Annotated in this window: 19 protein-coding genes; 14 read left to right on the top strand and 5 right to left on the bottom strand. The window is 65.2% G+C overall.

Annotation, left to right across the window (positions count from 1 at the left end):
* Positions 1-12: 12 nt before the first annotated feature.
* From M1D78_RS15220 to M1D78_RS15205, 4 genes are read right to left on the bottom strand one after another with little or no spacing between them, the layout of a single operon-like run.
* Positions 13-849, bottom strand: a complete 837-nt coding sequence (locus M1D78_RS15220) for a CsgG/HfaB family protein (RefSeq protein WP_437420831.1) — start codon at positions 847-849, stop codon at positions 13-15.
* Positions 850-868: 19 nt separating this feature from the next.
* On the bottom strand, positions 869-1,276 hold the full coding sequence (locus tag M1D78_RS15215; RefSeq protein WP_437420830.1) for a curli assembly protein CsgF: 408 nt from the start codon (positions 1,274-1,276) through the stop codon (positions 869-871).
* Entirely contained in the window at positions 1,273-1,464 is a 192-nt protein-coding gene (locus M1D78_RS15210) for a hypothetical protein (protein ID WP_437420829.1), read from the bottom strand. Before M1D78_RS15210 ends, M1D78_RS15215 begins: the two co-directional genes overlap by 4 nt.
* Positions 1,461-2,108, bottom strand: coding sequence for a helix-turn-helix transcriptional regulator (locus tag M1D78_RS15205; RefSeq protein ID WP_437420828.1), 648 nt, complete (start codon positions 2,106-2,108; stop codon positions 1,461-1,463). The genes M1D78_RS15210 and M1D78_RS15205 overlap by 4 nt, the downstream gene beginning before the upstream one ends.
* Before the next feature lie 241 nt (positions 2,109-2,349).
* On the opposite strand from M1D78_RS15205, the gene M1D78_RS15200 reads away from it, so the two are divergent.
* The 11 genes from M1D78_RS15200 to M1D78_RS15150 all read left to right on the top strand — a co-directional run bounded on the left by M1D78_RS15200 (position 2,350) and on the right by M1D78_RS15150 (position 15,975).
* Positions 2,350-2,979, top strand: a complete 630-nt coding sequence (locus tag M1D78_RS15200) for a LysE family translocator (protein ID WP_437420827.1) — start codon at positions 2,350-2,352, stop codon at positions 2,977-2,979.
* 264 nt (positions 2,980-3,243) lie between these two features.
* Positions 3,244-6,633 carry a hypothetical protein gene (locus M1D78_RS15195; RefSeq protein ID WP_437420826.1) on the top strand — a complete coding sequence of 1,130 codons (3,390 nt, stop codon included), beginning with the start codon at positions 3,244-3,246 and terminating at the stop codon, positions 6,631-6,633.
* Positions 6,634-6,777: 144 nt separating this feature from the next.
* Positions 6,778-8,655: a sensor histidine kinase gene (locus tag M1D78_RS15190; RefSeq protein ID WP_437420825.1), complete on the top strand. Its 1,878-nt coding sequence runs from the start codon at positions 6,778-6,780 to the stop codon at positions 8,653-8,655.
* Positions 8,656-8,699: 44 nt separating this feature from the next.
* Positions 8,700-9,977: a two-component response regulator AauR gene (gene aauR, locus M1D78_RS15185; RefSeq protein WP_457933597.1), complete on the top strand. Its 1,278-nt coding sequence runs from the start codon at positions 8,700-8,702 to the stop codon at positions 9,975-9,977.
* A gap of 249 nt (positions 9,978-10,226) precedes the next feature.
* Positions 10,227-10,388 (top strand): hypothetical protein, encoded by a 162-nt coding sequence (locus M1D78_RS15180; protein WP_174236515.1) that lies wholly within the window; start codon positions 10,227-10,229, stop codon positions 10,386-10,388.
* 138 nt (positions 10,389-10,526) lie between these two features.
* Positions 10,527-11,468 carry a SctD/MshK family protein gene (locus M1D78_RS15175; RefSeq protein WP_437420823.1) on the top strand — a complete coding sequence of 314 codons (942 nt, stop codon included), beginning with the start codon at positions 10,527-10,529 and terminating at the stop codon, positions 11,466-11,468.
* A gap of 2 nt (positions 11,469-11,470) precedes the next feature.
* Complete coding sequence (locus M1D78_RS15170; protein WP_437420822.1) at positions 11,471-11,821, top strand: hypothetical protein; 351 nt, start codon at positions 11,471-11,473, stop codon at positions 11,819-11,821.
* Complete coding sequence (locus M1D78_RS15165) at positions 11,821-12,153, top strand: tetratricopeptide repeat protein (RefSeq protein ID WP_437420821.1); 333 nt, start codon at positions 11,821-11,823, stop codon at positions 12,151-12,153. Before M1D78_RS15170 ends, M1D78_RS15165 begins: the two co-directional genes overlap by 1 nt.
* Positions 12,150-14,288, top strand: coding sequence for a type III secretion system export apparatus subunit SctV (sctV, locus tag M1D78_RS15160; protein ID WP_437420820.1), 2,139 nt, complete (start codon positions 12,150-12,152; stop codon positions 14,286-14,288). Before M1D78_RS15165 ends, sctV begins: the two co-directional genes overlap by 4 nt.
* Entirely contained in the window at positions 14,285-15,562 is a 1,278-nt protein-coding gene (locus tag M1D78_RS15155) for a type II and III secretion system protein family protein (protein ID WP_437420819.1), read from the top strand. Before sctV ends, M1D78_RS15155 begins: the two co-directional genes overlap by 4 nt.
* 8 nt (positions 15,563-15,570) lie before the next feature.
* Complete coding sequence (locus tag M1D78_RS15150; RefSeq protein WP_437420818.1) at positions 15,571-15,975, top strand: hypothetical protein; 405 nt, start codon at positions 15,571-15,573, stop codon at positions 15,973-15,975.
* An 8-nt stretch (positions 15,976-15,983) separates the two neighbouring features.
* Here M1D78_RS15150 and M1D78_RS15145 read toward each other — a convergent pair whose 3' ends face one another.
* Positions 15,984-16,760, bottom strand: coding sequence for a tetratricopeptide repeat protein (locus M1D78_RS15145; RefSeq protein WP_437420817.1), 777 nt, complete (start codon positions 16,758-16,760; stop codon positions 15,984-15,986).
* 66 nt (positions 16,761-16,826) lie between these two features.
* Between M1D78_RS15145 and M1D78_RS15140 the strand changes: the two genes are divergently transcribed.
* Genes M1D78_RS15140 through M1D78_RS15130 form a run of 3 tightly spaced genes read left to right on the top strand, consistent with a single transcriptional unit; the run spans position 16,827 to position 18,129 of the window.
* Positions 16,827-17,465 (top strand): type III secretion protein, encoded by a 639-nt coding sequence (locus M1D78_RS15140; protein WP_437420816.1) that lies wholly within the window; start codon positions 16,827-16,829, stop codon positions 17,463-17,465.
* 16 nt (positions 17,466-17,481) lie between these two features.
* The gene (locus M1D78_RS15135) at positions 17,482-17,697 is read left to right on the top strand and encodes a hypothetical protein (RefSeq protein WP_437420815.1); all 216 of its coding nucleotides are present in this window, start codon (positions 17,482-17,484) and stop codon (positions 17,695-17,697) included.
* Between the two features lie 12 nt (positions 17,698-17,709).
* On the top strand, positions 17,710-18,129 hold the full coding sequence (locus tag M1D78_RS15130) for a hypothetical protein (RefSeq protein ID WP_437420814.1): 420 nt from the start codon (positions 17,710-17,712) through the stop codon (positions 18,127-18,129).
* Position 18,130: the final 1 nt, after the last annotated feature.

The raw sequence follows: 18,130 nt of genomic DNA, 5'->3' as shown, positions 1-18,130 counted from the left end.
AGGATCGGATGGTCAGAGCTTGGTAGGCATGCTGCGGTACTTGGCCAGCGCGTCCTTGACGGAGGGGGAGCTGTCGGCGGTTTGCCAGAGGCGGCGGTCCACGCCCTGCGCGATCAAGTGCGCGACGGCGGCCTCGATGGCCGACAGCACGCAGAGCTGAGCGGGCTCATTGGTGGTGTAGCCGGCTTCGGCCTCGAGCAGCTCCTTGAACTCGATGAACTTGTAAACGTTGGCGTTGCGTCCGATCGAGTAGATCGTCTTGGTGGTCATGACATTGGACAAGACCTGGCCGCTGCGCACGTCTACCGCTCGCAGGTTCACCGTGACCTGGTCGACCCGGTATTCCTGCGAGACACCAATGCCCAAGTAGCGCGCACCCTGGCCGCCACTGCGCACATTGGTTTCGTACGCGACGATGGCGCCTTCCATGATGATGTTCGCCGCCAGCAGCGATGGCAGCTCGTTCTGAATGTTCGGTGCTACGTCGGGCTTGGCCTGCGAGGCGCGGATGATCTTGCGCTCGGTAAGTACGTTCTGCAGCCCTTCGCGTTCCAGCACGATGAACCAGCCGCTGGCCTGCATGGCATCGACGAGCATGCTCGCCGCACCCTGCGTGACGGCAGTAGAGAACGAGCTGGCCGGGCTCGGCTTGTATTGCCCGGTCTGGTCCCGGAAGCCATACACAGCGGCGACCAGCGGACCCTTGGGGCGCGGTAATTCGAGCAGGTCTTGGTAAGTGGAGGTACGTGGGGTAAGGGTTGGGGTTTCCTGGTCGGCGGGCATCGGATCACGCACGGCACAACCTTGCAGCAGGGCCATCATCCCCATGGCGACAATTAGGCTTCTCATGGCCTTTAGTTGCTCCTAGTCAGTTCTGTCCGATCACGATCTCGGAGGTCTCGCCGGTCAAGCGGTCGGTAATGTTCACCACCAGATTGCCCAGGTCGTCGTTGATGATGCTGACGATGAAATCGTCGGTGGTGATCGAGCCGGTCTTGCCATCGCGCACGTCGCCGAGCAGGTCCGACAGCAGGCGCGACTCGAGCTGGCTGGTGAAGCGGTCCAGCGCCGAGGTGCCGGTCAGCGACGAGCGATCGAGCGCGTTCGGGTCCTTGGTGTCGTTCTGCGCCTGGGCGTTGCCGAGCAGCCAGGCGCCGTTGAGCGGGTTGCCGCCGAACGACGGGTTGACGGGGGAGTAGACCAGTTCGGTCGCGCCGACGCTGGTGCTGAGCAACAGGCAGGCCAGCAGGCCGGCGGGAGGGTGGAGCCGGGTCATGACAGGTCCTTCGCTAGGTCGGGGATGAGATCAAACGATGCTTGGACTTCTTTACGTTTTTTCGCACGCAACCAGTTGGCATGCTGCCGGCGTGCCCTGATGGCATTGAGCGTTGCGGCTTCGCGCGGGTTGCTGGCAATCGCCAGAGGCCTGCTGAACAGGCCCGCCCCCCGCGCGAGGGTCGTCAAGCCAGGGCCTCGGCAACGTGGCCGAGCACCAGGGATGCGCCCTGTGCACGGTTGGACGCCCCCAGTTTGCCAAGAGCGTTATGGATGTGGCTCTTGATGGTGTGGGTGCTCAGGTGCAGGCGCTCGGCAATTTCGGCGTTCGACAGGCCTTTGCCGGCGAGCGCGAGGATCTGCTTCTCGCGTTCGGACAGGTCGTCGATGGCGCGCGAGGCGCTGGTGAGTTCGCGGTAGCGGCCGAGCAGCTTCTCCATGAGAGCGCGGGGCAGCCAGTCGCCGCCTTCGAGGATGGTGGCGATGCCGCGCTGCAAGATGCTGCGGCTGGTCGAGGGATAGAACACGCCTCGGATCCAGGGGTGCCGGACGAGCAGGGTGCGGGCCTGATCCGGTTGCGCGTTGATCAGCGCGGTCGGCACGTCACGCAGCTGGCGCAGCAGGCGTTCGCACTCCGGGCCGGCGAAGCTGGCGACATCGATCAGCACCAGGTCCATGTCCGGCTGGCCACGCAGAACGGTACTGCGGTTCATGCGCAGTTGCGGCAGCTCGTGCAGGTATTGGCGCAGGGCGGTGTCCAGGACTTCGCTGTGGGACAACAGAGTGACTCGAGAGGGGGTGGATACGAGAGCGGAGCACGCTTTATCGATCATGAGCATTTCCTTTGCATGATGGGCACACCGGTGAAGCCGGTAATCCTTGCCGCGGTCGGTCGGCTCCGACAATTCTCCCCGAAACCTAGTTCAGTGTCGTGACAATAAAAAGTCGAAAATGAGAAGCTTCGCCAGTTTTCCGACGAGCTGCATGTGGATCCTCGACGGGCTTCGCCTGGTGGCTGGGATGAGAGCCGTCTAGAGTGGGAGTTTCCGGCGGGTTTTGTGGAGTGGGGCGGTCATGAGCGACGCAACGTATTGGTGGGTGTTCTTTTCGGCGGCGATAGCGTTGAACATCGCACCGGGGCCGGACCTAATGTTCGTACTGTCGCGTACGCTCAGTGGCGGCCGCCGCATCGGTGTGGCCTCGGCGTGCGGGGTGTGCAGCGGCGCGTTGGTGCATGTGGTCGCCGCGGCGCTGGGCCTCTCGGCAATCCTGGCGACCTCGGCCCTCGCCTTCACAGTCGTCAAATACGTGGGCGCTGCCTACTTGCTCTACCTGGGTATTCAGACGCTGCGTTCGGCTGGCGGCCAGTTCAGCCTGCGCCCAGCGCCGCGCACCAACGGCTGGCAGGCGTATCGGCAGGGTATTCTCGTCGACATCCTCAATCCCAAGGCGGCGATCTTCTTCATGGCGTTTCTGCCGCAGTTCGTGCGACCCGAGCAGGGCGCTGTCGCCACGCAGCTACTGGTGCTCGGCGTGCTGGTAGTGCTGGTGGCGATCGTCATCGAGTGTTCGCTGGTGCTGCTGGTGGCTCGGGCGAGTTCGGCGTTGCGGGGCAATCAGCGGCTCCGCCTCTGGCTGGATCGGGTGCTCGGCTCCGTGTTGGTCGGGTTGGGCATCCGGCTGGGGCTGAGCGAACGGGCCTGATCTTCTCGGCGTTTGCGGGGCGTTGGGCCTGTGAAAAGCTGTGAAATATGACAGTTCTGCGTTGAGCGGTGCGGATCACGTTGCTTCAATGACCCGACACCCGCGGACATGAGAGCTGTTCATGCCCGGCTTCGACTCGGACCGATCGATAAGGACGTCCACGGCGCAGATGACCCGCGTTTAGTTCGCTCTGATGACAGTGGCCAGGCTCGTCTCTCGAAGTTGTCATGCGCACCTCGTTCCACCCCCCGGGAGCCCCGCGCCATGAGCAAAACCGATCCAGTCGTCCCTAGCGAAACCCTGCCCAACACCCTCGTAAACCCGCTGCTCGGGGTCTTCGAAACCATCCTCAAGCGTGCCGACGAGAACAAGGGGCGCGATGAGCGGCGCGAAGAAATCCTCGAGGATCGCGGCCCCTATCTGGATAACAAACCGCCCCTGGCGGAAAACGACTTCACGCTCGACAAGGACGACATCGCTAATGTCGACGACCATTGGCAGGCGCGCACTGGTGATCGGCTGCTGCTCTGGGACGACATGCTCCTCGTCACCGATAAGGACGGGAAAGAGGTGCTGATCCATCCAGATCTGCACCCAGAGTTGCACAAGCAGGCCAAGGCCATGCTCGATGGCGGTGAGGTCGAGGGCGGGCCAGCCTGGGAAAAGGCCGGTTTATCGGAGGAACACAGCAAATGGTTGGGGCAATACGAGGCCCGTGGCTTCGAGGTGGTTGAGCCGGGTGATTCGCTTCCGGAGCTTGGTTCGCTGCGCTTCATCGGCCCTGGTTTTCTCGACATGGATGCGGCCGTGTACTTCGACACGGGCTTCAATTTGACCGTCGCGGAGGAAGGCGACGGCTTTCTCTTCGAGCATGGCACGGCGATGTTCGAGACAGCCGATGGCAAGCGTTACGCCGTCTCGAAGGAGTACAACGCCGAGGCCTACGAAGAGCTGAAGAAGATGGACGCTCAGCAAAAGGCGATCATGGAAAAGATCGACGACGAAGGCTTTACCGTCTTGCAGCCTGACCAAGACACCCCCGTCATTACCGGCGACTCGAAAGTCGAAACCTTGGCCGATGGCGTCAAGGCCATCGAGGTGCCGGGGCGCGGCAAGTTCATCGTGATCGAGAGCCTTACCCCGGAACAGTTCGCGACCCTGCATGGCGATCAGGTCGAGGGGCAGCAGTCCAGCGCAGACGACGTGTTCAAGGACAAAGACCTGCCGACGGCCGAGGAAACCGACCTGATGCGGGCCAAGACCACCGAAAAGGACAAGACGGTCGGCGAGCTCTACTACGAAAAGCTCAAGGAGGCCTACAAGGACGAGCCGGAAGATTCGGACAAGGCCAAATACCTGCGCTTGCTCGAAGCCCAGGCGACGCTCAGCGGTGGCTTCAAGTACCTGCCCTACACCACTAACCGCAATGCCTTCGGTACGGGAGACAACACCTCCTACCTGCCGGATCAGGTCGAAATGGATCCGGCCGACATGCGCGGCCTGATGGACGAGAACGCCCTGGGCGAGGAACTGCTGCGGCTGGCGAACGAGCCGGAGATCATCGAGGACAACGAGAAGTTCTTCAAAGAAGCGGTAGACAAGGTCAAGGACAAGGACGAGCTGCGCGACAAGATCGCCGACACCATGCGCGACCCCGAATACCAGGAGGCGCTCGAAGAGCTGAAGGCGGACGGCAAGGGCGAAGTCGCCGAGGCGCGTTACGCCAGTGACATGCAGTCGCTGCGCGCGCTCGACCCTGACCTGGCCGAACAGATCGATATCGAACTCAAGTTCGGCGTGCCTATCGAGCAACTCAACGAGATATTCGAAGACGGCGCCGAGGGCGTCGGATCCGAGAACATCGACAAGGCCACGAGCGACGTCGTCACCACCATGATCGCGACCACGATGTCGACAGTGTTCGGCTCCAAGCGCGGTTCGGACATTTTCAATTACTACTTCGGTGGCGGTAAGGAGAAGGGTCAGGAAAAGCTGGAGCTCAAGCCCAGCGAACAGAAAATGGTCGAGAACCTGACCAACGCCAGGCCGGCCATCGAGGAGGTCGTGCGCGACCGCGCCGTGGCCAACCTCAACGACCCCAGTGCCCAGCCCAAGCCCATCACCGGCGACGAGCTGAACAAGGCCATGGACAAGGCCAAGATTCCGCTGGATCAGCGCGGCGGTGTCGGTGGCGTGCTTGGCTCGCTGGCCAAGCATGGCGTGCTGAGTTCATCGGCCGGGATGCTGGGCATGGTCGCCGGTATCTACAAGATGTCTGATGGCGGGCTGAACTTCGGCGAAACCGCGGCGGAGCGGATCGAGGTAGCGCGCAACTTCCTGTCATTCGTTGGTGTGCTGGCGCCAACGGCCACCATGGTCACCGGCGCCTTCGACCAAATGTTCAAGAACGCCGGGCTTGCCGACGCGCTGGGCATCGGCAAGGACCTGCGCGAGACCGTGTGGGACAAACGCCACCCGCCGAAAAAGCCGGACCTCACCACCGACATCCCCCTGGAGATGCTCGACCCCACGCTGGGCTCGCCCGATAAGAAGCCACAGATCGAGAACCCCGACTTCGGCAAGCCCTTCACGCCAGAGAATTTCTGGGAGGCCTTCGATAACCGCCTGACCGCCTCGCGACCCGCGTTGGAAGACACCATCACCGCGTTACCGGATGACCAGCGTGATCGCGTCAGCAACCACGTCGATGCCATCAGCAACAACGCCCCGGATGCGGACTCGGTGCGCAAGAACCAGCGCATGCAGTGGATCGGCGGTGCGCTGTCGGCCATCGGCGGCATGGCCGACTCGGCCGGTGGCATCCTGGATATCGTGCTGGGCGGTATGGGGCTGGACAAGCTCATCAAGGAAGGCGGCACGCCCGAGGAATTCGCGGCCAAGGGCTTGCAGATCGGCGCCGGCGCGTTCGGCACCGGCATGGGCATTACCGGCATCGCGGCGGCCTTTGGCGTGGGCGGCGCGGCCATTGCGTCCTCGGTATTGGGTGCGGCGGGCTCGGTGATCGGCCTGATCGCCGCGATCATCGGCGGCGTAACGGCGATGAAACGCGACGAGAAGACAGCCGAAGGCGTGCGCGACTTCTTCCGCGGGCTGGAGAAGGACGGCGTGCTGGAAGAAGGTTGGGGGGACAAGCTCAACTACTTGATCCACGTGCGCTATGAGCACAACTACACCTTCCTGAAGAACAACGAGCAGTATCGCGAGTGGTTCCCCGACTCCATGCCCGTGTGGGAAGCGCAGCCCGAACACTTCAAGGAATTCACCGAGAAGGTCGAGAAGGACAAGCGCATTGGAGATGACTGGTTCCGAGACACCACCAAGGACCTGGTCGTGCACAGCAGCCGCTTCGACAAGGCGTTCTACGAGGAGCACAAGGACAAGATCGACCTCATCACCGACAGCTGGGATGACTGGGAAGGCAGCGACGATATCGTCAGCGACAAGGATTTCGAGAAGTTGCTCAGCGGCAAGCATGAGGCCACCGAGGAGCAACGTGAGGCCGTGCGTTTTCTGATGGAGCACTCAGAATTCTTCGAGTTTCTCGATACCATCCGGTATCACTCCAACAACACCAGGGAGGACGGCAAGATCAGCCGTCGCGATCTGGACAAGTGGCTCGATCAGGTGCGCTGAGCCATTCTGACGGCTCGAACGAACGCGGCGCCTGTACGGCACAGTGCGCCGCGATGACCACTCGCTCCGCTCGTTCGACCGCTTGCCCCTGCCGAGGAACGCCCTTCATCTCGTAAGGGTCATTGCAAAGGATTTCGCCTCGGTATGCCCGTCACCGTGAGAAAACGCCGCCTCCGACGCCTATTGCTGCCCGTGCTGGCCCTGCTGCTGGTGCTCGGCTGCGGTTACGTCACCTTCGTCATCGGCGAGCATGCGGGTATCGAGCGGCTAGCCGAAAGTGGCGAGCGCCAGTTGGAGTTGCACGCCCGCGCCGTCGAGAGCGAGATCAGCAAGTACATCTACCTGCCCAGCCTGCTGGAGCTGGATGAGGGGGTTCGGCAGCTGTTGCAGCAACCCGGCGACCGCGGGCGCCAGCGCGAGGTCAATCGCTACCTGCAGGGGTTGAACGAGCGGGGCGGTAGCCTGGCGGTGTACGTGCTCGACCGCACCGGCCATGTGGTCGCGACAAGCAACTGGCTCGCGCCGGACAGCTACATGGGCGAGGACCTGTCGTTTCGCCCCTACTACCAGGACGCCATCGCCGGCCTGCCCGGGCGCTTCTACGGCATCGGCAGCACTCGGGGCGAAGCTGGGTACTACCTCGCGCACGGGTTGGCCGACCCGCAAGGCAGCATCTACGGTGTGGCCGTGGTGAAGGTGCGGCTCGACACCCTGGAACAGCGCTGGAAACGTGCGCAGGTGGATGCATACATCAGCGACGAGAACGGCGTGATCATCCTGTCTAGCGACCCGGCGATGCGGCTCAAGTCGATCCGCCCGCTGAGCCTCGCGACCCGTGAGCGTCTGGCCAACAGCCTGCAGTATTCCTGGTGGCGGCTGGACGAACTGCGGCTGCGTGAGCGCGATTCGCTCGGCGACGGCCTGGAGCAGGTCCGCTACGACGACAGCCTGCACGATGCGGCGAGCGCCCCGCTGGACTACCTGTCGCAAAGCCTGCCGCTCGAGGACACGCCCTGGCACCTGACCCTGCTGGCGCCGCTTGAGGACGAGCGCCGCAATGCGCTGAGCAACGCCATGCTGGCCGCGGCCGGCTGTGCCTTGTTGATCGTGCTGTTGATCGTCTGGAACCAGCGCCGCAAGGTAATCAGCACCCGGCTCGATGCACGCGAAGCGCTCGAGCGTGCCAACCGCGAGCTGGAGCTGCGCATCGACGTGCGCACCGCCGACCTCTGTGCCACCAACGAACGCCTCAAGGCCGAGATTCGCGAGCGCCTGCAGGCCGAGCAGACCTTGCGCCTGGCGCAGGACGAATTGGTCCGCTCCGGCAAGCTGGCGGTCATTGGCCAGATGTCGACCAATCTCGCCCACGAGATCAACCAGCCGCTGGCGGCGCTGCGCACGCTCTCGGCCAACGCAGTGCGCTTTCTGCAGCGCGGCGCGATCGAAACGGCCAGTACCAATCTCGAATCCATCAGCGAGCTGGTCGACCGCATTGGCAAGATCACCGGCAGCCTGCGTTCATTCGCGCGCGGCACTGATGATACGGGCCATGCCCAGTTGCACACGGCGATCGAGGCGTCCCTGCTAATGCTGCACCCACGCCTCGAAGCGGTGCGCCCTGAGGTTACGCACGACTACGAGCCGGTGACGCTGCCCATCGACCAGACACGCCTGGAGCAGATCCTCGTCAACCTCATCGCCAACGCCCTCGATGCACTGCGCGGTCAGCCCGAGCCGCGGCTGTGGTTGACCGGCCGGGAGCAGGGCGACGAATACCTCGTCGAGGTGCGCGACAACGGCCCGGGCATCCCGCCGCAGGCGCGCGATCACTTGTTCGAACTCTTCTACACCACCAAGCCCGGCGATGCCGGCCTTGGGCTGGGGCTGACCTTGTCGGCGAGCCTCGCGGCCGCTGCCAACGGCACCCTGGCCGTCACTCATCCGCCAGGGGGAGGTGCCGCGTTCATTCTCACCCTGCCGCGGGTCACGCAATGCTCGAGCCCGGATAGCCGCGCCTCATGACCGAAACCCTCACCGTTCTGATCGTTGAAGACGACCCCCACGTACTGCTCGGCTGCCGCCAGGCGCTGGAGCTCGAAGACATCGCCTGTATCGGCGTCGGCAGCGCCGAAGAGGCGCTCAAGCGAGTCGGCCGCGACTTTCCCGGGATCGTCATCAGCGATATCCGGCTGCCACGCATGGATGGCCTGCAATTGCTCGAGCGCCTCCACCAGGATGATCCGACCCTGCCGGTGGTACTGATCACTGGCCACGGGGACATCGGCATGGCGGTCGGCGCGATGCGCAACGGCGCCTATGACTTCATCGAAAAACCGTTCTCGCCCGAGCGGCTGGTGGAGGTGGCACGTCGCGCGCTCGAACAGCGCGGGCTGGCCCGCGAAGTTTCGCAGTTGCGTCGACACCTCGCCGGCCGTCAGGCACTGGAGCAACGCATCATCGGTCGCTCGCCTGCCATCGAAGCACTGCGTGAACTCATTACCAACGTGGCCGACACCGATGCCAACGTGCTCATCGTCGGCGAGACCGGCACCGGCAAAGAGCTGATTGCCCGCTGCCTGCACGACAGCAGCGGACGGCGCGGGCGGCCTTACGTGGCGCTCAACTGCGGTGGCCTGCCGGAGAACCTGTTCGAGAGCGAAATCTTCGGTCATGAGGCCCACGCGTTCACCGGGGCGACCAAACGGCGCATCGGCAAGATGGAGTACGCCAACGGCGGCACCCTATTTCTCGACGAGATCGAGAGCATGCCGCTGAACCTGCAGATCAAGCTGCTGCGGGTGCTGCAGGAGCATTGCCTGGAACGGCTCGGCTCCAACGAATCCATCACGCTGGACTGCCGCATCATCGCCGCCACCAAGGCGGACCTCGCCGAGATGGGCCGCGCCGGGGAGTTTCGCAGCGACCTCTATTACCGACTCGACGTGGTCACCTTGGAGCTGCCGCCGCTGCGTGAGCGGCGCGAGGACATCGCGTTGCTGTTCGAGCATTTCCTTCAGCAATCGGCTCTAAGATTCGATCGCCAGGCGCCGGAGCTCGACCGGCCGACGCTGGCCGCGTTGTTGGCCCACGACTGGCCTGGCAACGTGCGTGAGTTGCGCAACGTTGCCGAACGTTTCGCCCTCGGATTGCCCATCTTCAAGAAGCCCGGTCAGCTCGGCGACGTGCCGGCGCCCGGTTTCAGCGAAGCCGTGGAAGCCTTCGAGCGCAGCCTGCTGGCGGCGGCGCTGGAGCGCCATGGCGGCAACCTCAGCCAGGCAAGTGTGGCGTTGCGGCTGGCCAAGACGACGCTCTTCGACAAGGTCAAGAAGTACGGCCTGCAATAGGCCGGCGCAGCTCGAGCGTAAGGCGGTTTATTGACGCCTGCGCAATCGGCCACGCTAAGTGATTGCTCGCAAAGGCATAGCTTCATGAGCTTTCACAACCTTTCACAACAGGCGGCCTGCGCCTGCTTCTAGGATGAAATCACTGCGGTAGATCAAGCCCGTCACGAGCGGGCGGCGACCTGCGGCGGTAACGCGATGCACCCGCATCACCTCATCTGCAAACGCCTTTCAAATTCTCAGGAGACACCGATGAGCACTACTCCCCCAGTGAGCAGCGGCAACACCGACGCAGCAATTGCCAAGATGGAAGCTGTGTTCGACATGGCAATTGAGAAGTCCGCCAAGATCACCGAGATCACCACGGCGAAAAAAGCTGAGCTCGACGCCACCAAGCAGCGTCCTCAGAACTGACCTGGGCGCGTGGGCGGTGCCTTGGCATCGCCTGCGCGTTTCTCGTCAACGGCTGCGGCGCGGCAGCTCGCCGCACGCAGCTTCAGGTTCCGCCCTCGCGTGTCGGCTCGACGCGCCTGGTTTCGATAGGTGATCCAGATGACAGCCATGGCTTCCATCCCGTCAGGTATCGACCACCATCACACCCCGACGCTCAACGTGCTCGAAGGGGTGCACCAGGGCGTATCGCTTCCGCTGGACATGGCGACCTGCAGCATCGGCGCGGGTCAACAATCGGATCTGGTACTCGGGGACGCGGGTGTCGCCGAGCTTCATGTGACGCTGCGGTTGACGGCGCGTCATGTCTCGGTGGAGGCGCTGGGCGGTGACGTCCGGGTCACCACCGCTAACGGCCGCAGTGTGGCGGTCGAGCAGGGCAGCGGGTACCGCGCCCAACTGCCACTGGAACTCAGCATTGGCGAAGCGCGGTTGAAGCTCGAGGCACCAGCCCGAGCCAGCGAAGCCGCCTCCACGCCGGCTTGGAATGGCACCCTGCAATGGGTGATGGCCATTTTGTTCATGACGCTCGGGGCCGGCGCGCTGGCCGTGTTGCGCGAAGACGCAGCGCCCCTCCAGGCTCACCTGGCCGTCGAATCGGCACTGACCACTCCCGCGGCGCAGCGCCCCTCGCTCGATCAGGTTCGCGACGAGCTCGAGCGCGACGCCCGTGCGGCGGGGCTCGACGCGCTGGACATCCGCCAGCAGGGCGGCCAGCTACGTGCTCAGGGCAGCCTGACGGCGGAACAGCACCAACGCTGGGCCGCACTGCAACGAGCCTTCGACGTTCGCCACGGCCGCCACGTGCCGCTGCATAGCGATATCAGCCTTCGCGAGCCGTTCAAGCGCCCCGAAGTGCGCTTCCAGGCCGTTTGGTTTGGTGACAACCCTTACGTAATCGACGCCACTGGCGGGCACCTGTACCCCGGCGCGGCGCTGGAAGGCGGCTGGACACTGCAATCGATCGACGCGGATCGGGTCGTGCTCGGCCGTGGCGATGAGCGTTTCGCCTTCACCTTGAACACCGAAGCGGACGAGGGTTGAGCATGAGGCTCGATCCCGCGCTGTCTACCGCGCCGGTTCGTCCGGCGGGTGAGCCGGCGCGCACCGACTCGGCCCGCCGCGCTGCCGATTTCGAGGCCTTGCTCAAGCACCGTGGCGCGGGCGACCGCTTTTCGCTGCAGCGTGACCTGCAACAACTGGGCGAGGTCGGTAGCCTCGATCCGTCGCTGTTTTCCGGCTCGCGTGCGCTCGAATTGCTCGAGCATGCACGTGAACACCTCCTGCCGGCCTTGCAGGCCGACCCGCAGACCCTCGCGCTAGCCGACGCGGTGATCGCACAGGAAATCGAATGGCGCCAGTTGCTCGATGGTTATCGGCAGGAGGAACTGGCGTGATGTCGAGCCGTGATCGTGAGGCCGCACGGCTGCTCCAGGGCCTGGGCGAAATCTACCAGCGCGGCGGCCAGCCGCAGAAGGCGCTGGTGATGTTCCTGCTGGCCAGCCAGGCGCTGTCGGACGATGCCGCCTTGCTGCGCAACCTGGTGATCGCCTTCACTGCGCAGGGTGACGGAACGCGCGCCTTGCGCGCGCTGGAGCGGTTGGTCGTGCTCGAAGGTGAGACGCCTGCGAGCCTGTTGCTGCGCAGCCGCGCCTGCTGGCATGCCGGCCAACAGGAAGAAGCCCGCGACTGTTTCCAGCACTACCTCAGGGAGCGCCAGCGTCAATGAACCTGACCGCCCGACTCAACGGCCTGGCCCGGCTCGCCGCGCAGCGCACAGATGTGGTCATCGCAGCCTTCATGCTGATGGCCGTGACCATGATGATCATCCCGCTGCCCACCTACCTGGTGGATCTGCTGATCGGGACCAACATCGCGCTGAGCATCCTCATCCTGATCGTGGCCTTCTACATCACCCGTGCGGTCGAGCTGTCCGCGCTGCCGCCGCTGATCCTGCTGAGCACGCTGTTCCGCCTGTCGCTGTCGATCACCACCACGCGCCTGATCCTGCTCGATGGCGATGCGGGCAACATCGTCAAGGCATTCGGCGACTTCGTCATCGCCGGCGAGGTGGTGGTCGGCCTGGTGATCTTCCTCATCATCACCGTGGCGCAATTCGTCGTCATCACCAAGGGCGCCGAGCGGGTGGCCGAGGTGGCAGCGCGCTTCACGCTCGACGCCATGCCGGGCAAGCAGATGAGCATCGATAACGACTTGCGCAACGGCGACATCGACCAGGCCACGGCACGCCAGCGTCGTTCGGACCTGGAGCGCGAAAGCCAGCTGTTCGGCGCGATGGACGGGGCGATGAAGTTCGTCAAGGGCGACGCCATCGCCGGCTTGGTGATCCTCGCGGTGAACCTGATCGGCGGGTTGCTGATCGGCATGCTCGATCGCGGCATGGCGTTTTCCGACGCCGTGCATACCTATTCGCTGCTCACCGTTGGTGACGGTCTGATTGCGCAGATTCCGGCGCTGCTGATTTCGGTAGCGGCGGGCACCGTGGTCACGCGGGTCAAAAACGAGGGCAGCGACCAGGACCTGGGCAGCGAGATTTTCCAGCAGCTTGGTTCTAGCGCCCGTGCGATGGGACTCACGGCCGCCATCCTCGCAGGCGTCAGCTTGCTGCCAGGTTTTCCGGCAGCGGTGTTTCTGGGCCTGGCGCTGATCCTGGGGTTGGCGTCCTACCGGTTGTCACGCCGGAGCGCTGCGGCAGCCGAGGCGGAACAACCCGAGACCTTGCCTGAACCCGTTCTGGCCGAGGCCGAGAGCGACGCGCAGCCACTTCCGGCGGCGATGCCGGACAGCCGAGTGCTGCTCACGCTGGGTACTGGGCTCGCTGTCAGGGTGCCGCTGCAACCCATGCAGCAGCGGATCGAAGCGCTGTGCAACGAGTTGCAGGCCGACCTTGGGATCACGTTTCCGGTGCCGGGGCTGTATGTGGAGATGGGCGGTGCGGAGCACCGTTTCAGCGTGGCGCTCGAAGGGGTACCAGTGGCTGAGGGCGAGGTTCCGGCCGGTAACGTGCTGCTGCAGGATGACCCGCTGCATCTCGATTTGCTGAACCTGCCGAGCCAGCAAGCCACGTCGCCACTGACCCGGCGCCCCGCGCACTGGGTCGCCAGCGAGCACGAGCCACAGCTGCAACAGGCCGGCATCGGTTACCTGCGTGCCGACGAATTGCTGCGCGAGGTGCTCGACCGCACCCTGCGCCGCTACGCCGGGGATTTCCTCGGCATCCAGGAGACCCGCCAGCTGCTCGAGCGCATCGAGCCGAGCTATGGCGAGCTGATCAAGGAAGCGTTGCGGCTGGTCTCGTTGCAGCGCATGGCCGAAGCGCTGCGCCTGTTGGTCGAGGAGGGCGTTTCGATCCGCAACCAGCGGGCCCTGCTCGAAGCGATGGTCGAATGGGGCGGGCGCGAGGGTGATGTGGTGCGGCTGGTCGAGCACCTGCGCTCAGCGCTGGCCCGCCAGATCAGCCATCAGCATGCTGATCGCAACCGCGTGATCGCGGCCTGGGTGCTGCAGCCCGAGTCCGAGGAGCGGCTGCGCGGCGCCATGCGCCGCCTCGATGCTGCTCGCGAGATGCTGCCCGAAGAGTTGGTGCGACCGCTCGCGGCCCAGCTCAAGCAAGCCTGTGTCGAGCTGCCGGCAGGCCAGCGTGGCGTGCTGGTGGTGCGCCCGGAACTGCGCCGCTGCATTCGCCGCCTGGCTCTGCGCGAGGACCTCGACGTGAGCGTACTCGCTTACCGTGAGCTGGCGCCGGAGTACAGCTTGCACGTACTCACCAGCCTGGCGCTGCCACAGCCTGTCAGGCCGGACGCTACGCCCCGCAAGACCACACGCCTCGCGAGCGCATCATGACGAACCTTCTACGCTACGCCGCGCTGGCGCTCGCCCTGTTGACCGCCGTTCCGCTGAGCGCGCAGACGATCGGCCGCGGCAGCACCGCAACCGTCGAGCTCGCCGCGGGTGAAGGGCGCGTACTGCGCTTCGACTCGCCGGTGGATTCGGTGCTGGTCGCCGAGCCCGGCATCGCCGACCTGCAGGTGGTCTCGGCCGGCACGATCTACGTGTTCGGCAAGCGTCCCGGGCAGACCAGCCTCATCGCATTGGACGGCCAGGAACGCGAAATTGCCTCGCTGAAACTGTCGGTCAATGCCAATGCGCAACCGGCGTCCCAGGCGATGCGCCAGCTCGCACCAAAGAGCGGCGTCACTGTCCAGGGCGCCGGTGGCCGGCTGATCGCTCGCGGGGAGGCGGGCAGCGTGGCCGAGGCGATCAGCCTCAATGCCCTGATGGACCCGGCCGGCGACGAGCCGGTCAACACCGCGACCGTCAACGGCTCCGCGCAGGTCAACATTCGAGTGCGCTTCGCCGAGGTGTCGCGTGAAGAGCTGCTGCGCTATGGCGTGAACTGGAGCGCGTTGTTCAACAACGGCACCTTTTCCTTTGGCCTGGTGACCAGCAGCGGCCTGACCGGTGCGGCCAATCTGATCAGCGCCGGGGTCAGCTCGGGCAACGTCAACATCGATGCGATGCTGGAGGCGCTGCAAAGCAATGGCGTGCTGGAAATCCTCGCCGAGCCGAACATCACCGCCATGACCGGCGAGACGGCCAGCTTCCTGGCCGGTGGCGAGGTGCCGATTCCGGTGCCGGTGAACAGCGAAATGATCGGCATCGAGTACAAGCCCTACGGTGTTTCGCTGTTGTTCAACCCGACGTTGCTGCCCAGCGGACGGATCGCCCTGCAGGTGCGTCCCGAGGTCAGCAGCCTGATGGGTACTAGCCCGGTGGACATCTCCGGCTTCCGCGTCCCGGCGTTTCGCGTGCGCCGCGCCGATACGCGGGTCGAGGTCGGCAGCGGCCAGACGTTCGCAATCGCCGGGCTGTTCCAGCGCGACAGCAGCCAGGACATCGAGAAGCTGCCGCTGCTCGGTGATATGCCGGTGCTGGGCAACCTGTTCCGCTCCAAGCGCTTCCAGCGCAACGAGACCGAGCTCGTCATCCTCATCACGCCGTATCTGGTCGACCCGGTCCGCCAGCCGTCGCTGGCCACGCCGCTCGATACCGCGCCCGCCATGTCCGGCGAGGTGACCCAGTTGTCTCGCGGCCCCTTCGGGTTCTACGTCCAATGAAGGCGCTGATGCGTGTTCCCGTACCGGCCCTGGTGCTTCTGGGCGCTGTAACTCTGGTGGGCTGCCAGACCCACCTGGAGCCGCGCGCCTATCCACAGGGCTACGCCGGGCTGACCACCGCCGAGGGGCAGCGGCTGCTGCTACCCCAGGCCTGCCTCGCGCCGGTGGTGCCCGATCAGCCGGGAGACGGCACGCCCGCGATGCTGCCGCCCGGCTGCGCGAACGGCCTGAATCTGCTGCAGATGGTGGAGCGTCGTGAGGACCTGCTCGAAGGTCGTGAGACCGGCACAGCCATGGCGGCACCGGTCGGCCGGGCCGCGCAGCTCTATCTGAACGGTGTGCAAACCGAAGAACAGCGGCGCCGGCAACAGGAGCAACAGAGCCAGACCGACACCCGCCGAGGTGCGCAATGAGCCGGTGGCTAGTCGGCCTGGATCAGGCCCAAAGCGCGTGCCTTGGCGGCGGGATCGCTGATCGCCGCGATGCGCTGCGCCTCGGCGATCAGGGCGTCACGCTCGGCGACGGTGGCGTTGTCCAGCGGCAGGCGCGCGGCGCGTTCGGCCTGGCCGCTAAGCACGAGAATCAACAGGGTGTTGCGCTGGTGGCGCGGCTGGATGCGTGGCGAGCGGTCAAGGCCATCGATGGTCGCGAGCGCCTGCTGCGGCTGCGCGTCGAGTGCCTGGGCGAGGGCCAGGTTGTAGCGGGCGTCGAGATCCTCCGGTTCGAGGGCGACCGCTCGGGTGAAGGCGACCTGGGCCGCGCCCGGCTGCCCGCGCAGCACCTCGGCCACGCCGAGCCTGCTGTAGGCGACAGGGCTCTCCAGGCGAGCGGCGGCACTGGCCAAGGTGGTCGCGGCGCGCTCCAGTTCACCCAGGTGCAACAACGCGGTGCCCAGCCCCAGTTGCAGCTCGGCATCGTCTGGCGTCAGTTCCAGCGCCTGCCGGTAGGCCCGTTCGGCGCCGCGTGCGTCGCCGCTGTCGAGGCGCGCCTTGGCCAGATGCTGCCAAGTCGCGGCCGTTGCGCCCGGTTGCTGGGTCGCCTGCTGGTACAGGGAGCTGGCGCTGGCCGGATCGCCGCGGCGCTCGACGTCCTGCGCCAGCTTCATCAAGCGGGCATGGCTGTCGTTGGTAGGCTGCGAGGCGCAGGCGCTGAGCAACAGGGCGAGCAACAACGGGCGGGCAGTATCGAGATTAGGCAAGCGCAGGGCTCCTCAAGTGGCGACGCGGGGGCTGCAGCAGCGGTCCGGGGCCGGATCGGGCGGTCATTGTACAAGCCGCGCCCGGCCAGGCCAGTGCCGCGGCGCCCATTGTTCGCCTCATTGGCCATCGCCGCCTGGCTTGTCGGCGGGCCAGTCGCCGCAGCACCTGAGCCCAGCTGGTACGAGCGACCGTACAACTATGTCGTGATCGACCAAAGCCTGCGCGATGCGCTGGAAGCCTTCGGCCGCAACCTCGGCCTTCCTGTGGTGATCGACAAGAAGGTCGGCGGCAAGGCACCCGGCAACCTGCGTGCCGACAGCGCGGGCGACTTTCTCGATGCGCTGAGTGCCCACGCCGGGCTGACCTGGTTCTACGACGGTGGTGTGCTGCACATCACCCGCGATGAAGACGTCGAGATTCGTCAGTTCACCACCGAGGGCTTCGCGGTCGGCGAACTCGAGCAGGCCCTCGATGACCTGGGTGCCGCCGGCAACCACCTCGCCATTCGCGGCGGTGCCGAGGGTGGCCTGGTGTTGGTGTCCGGCCCACCGCCCTACATGGCGATGGTCGAGCAATGGATCGAACGCCGCCGCCCGCCGCCTGACACGGCCGTGCAAGCGGTATCGCGCGAGCGCGGCGTGCGCGTGTTTCGCGGCAGCAGCAGCGAAGTGAGCAACCCACCGGGCACAGCCCAGACCCCCTGAAAGCGGAGGAAAGTCCATGGCCGTCAATCCAGTCGACAACAGCGTCACCACCCCCACCAGCCCCGAGGCGGAGTTCAACGCGGCGGTAGACAACGCCGAGACCGAGCTCACCGACGCCGAGTTCGAAGAGCAGATGATCGCCGGCGCCATCACCATCGGCGGTCAATTCATCCTCATGCCGATGGCGCAGAACATCCTCAACGAAGCCATGTCCGGCGAGGACGACGAGTAACGGAGGCCCAGCATGACAGCCAGCGCAGCGGGTGCGGCAATCAGTACGGCGACGGGGAGCGAGCAGGCGGTTCAGCAGGCCTCGCAGAACCTGTTCGAGCACATGGCGAGCCAGGCCCAGGGCATGCCCCATGGTGCGAGCCCGAACCAGATCGGCGAGAACCTGATGACCCGGCTCGATGGCTTCATCGACCGCTCGCGCAGCTTCGCCGAACGGGTCGAGGGCTCGATGCCCGGTTCGCCGCCGGTCACGCCGATGACGCCTGCCGAGGCGGCGAGCGTTCCTGCGCCCACCACGGTTGAGGGGCCGCAGGTCAACCAGCTGATGCATTCGCTGAGCCTGATGTTCGACTACTCCATCGAGACCCAGATGGTGGTGCGCGGCGCGACGCAGGTGTCCGGTTCGGCCAACACCCTGCTGCGAGGGCAATGAG

It is taken from the genome of Pseudomonas sp. SA195 (assembly GCF_054131565.1).
The sequence above is the reverse complement of the archived record's forward strand: the minus strand, read 5'-3'. Positions and strand labels throughout refer to the sequence as shown.

Excerpts from the sequence above, each read along its gene's own strand:
- M1D78_RS15220 (WP_437420831.1), bottom strand. The coding sequence starts at position 849 with ATGAGAAGCCTAATTGTCGCCATGGGGATGATGGCCCTGCTGCAAGGT.
- M1D78_RS15215 (WP_437420830.1), bottom strand. The coding sequence starts at position 1,276 with ATGACCCGGCTCCACCCTCCCGCCGGCCTGCTGGCCTGCCTGTTGCTC.
- M1D78_RS15205 (WP_437420828.1), bottom strand. The coding sequence starts at position 2,108 with ATGATCGATAAAGCGTGCTCCGCTCTCGTATCCACCCCCTCTCGAGTC.
- M1D78_RS15200 (WP_437420827.1), top strand. The coding sequence starts at position 2,350 with ATGAGCGACGCAACGTATTGGTGGGTGTTCTTTTCGGCGGCGATAGCG.
- M1D78_RS15195 (WP_437420826.1), top strand. The coding sequence starts at position 3,244 with ATGAGCAAAACCGATCCAGTCGTCCCTAGCGAAACCCTGCCCAACACC.
- M1D78_RS15190 (WP_437420825.1), top strand. The coding sequence starts at position 6,778 with ATGCCCGTCACCGTGAGAAAACGCCGCCTCCGACGCCTATTGCTGCCC.
- M1D78_RS15180 (WP_174236515.1), top strand. The coding sequence starts at position 10,227 with ATGAGCACTACTCCCCCAGTGAGCAGCGGCAACACCGACGCAGCAATT.
- M1D78_RS15175 (WP_437420823.1), top strand. The coding sequence starts at position 10,527 with ATGACAGCCATGGCTTCCATCCCGTCAGGTATCGACCACCATCACACC.
- M1D78_RS15170 (WP_437420822.1), top strand. The coding sequence starts at position 11,471 with ATGAGGCTCGATCCCGCGCTGTCTACCGCGCCGGTTCGTCCGGCGGGT.
- M1D78_RS15165 (WP_437420821.1), top strand. The coding sequence starts at position 11,821 with ATGTCGAGCCGTGATCGTGAGGCCGCACGGCTGCTCCAGGGCCTGGGC.
- sctV (WP_437420820.1), top strand. The coding sequence starts at position 12,150 with ATGAACCTGACCGCCCGACTCAACGGCCTGGCCCGGCTCGCCGCGCAG.
- M1D78_RS15155 (WP_437420819.1), top strand. The coding sequence starts at position 14,285 with ATGACGAACCTTCTACGCTACGCCGCGCTGGCGCTCGCCCTGTTGACC.
- M1D78_RS15150 (WP_437420818.1), top strand. The coding sequence starts at position 15,571 with ATGCGTGTTCCCGTACCGGCCCTGGTGCTTCTGGGCGCTGTAACTCTG.
- M1D78_RS15135 (WP_437420815.1), top strand. The coding sequence starts at position 17,482 with ATGGCCGTCAATCCAGTCGACAACAGCGTCACCACCCCCACCAGCCCC.
- M1D78_RS15130 (WP_437420814.1), top strand. The coding sequence starts at position 17,710 with ATGACAGCCAGCGCAGCGGGTGCGGCAATCAGTACGGCGACGGGGAGC.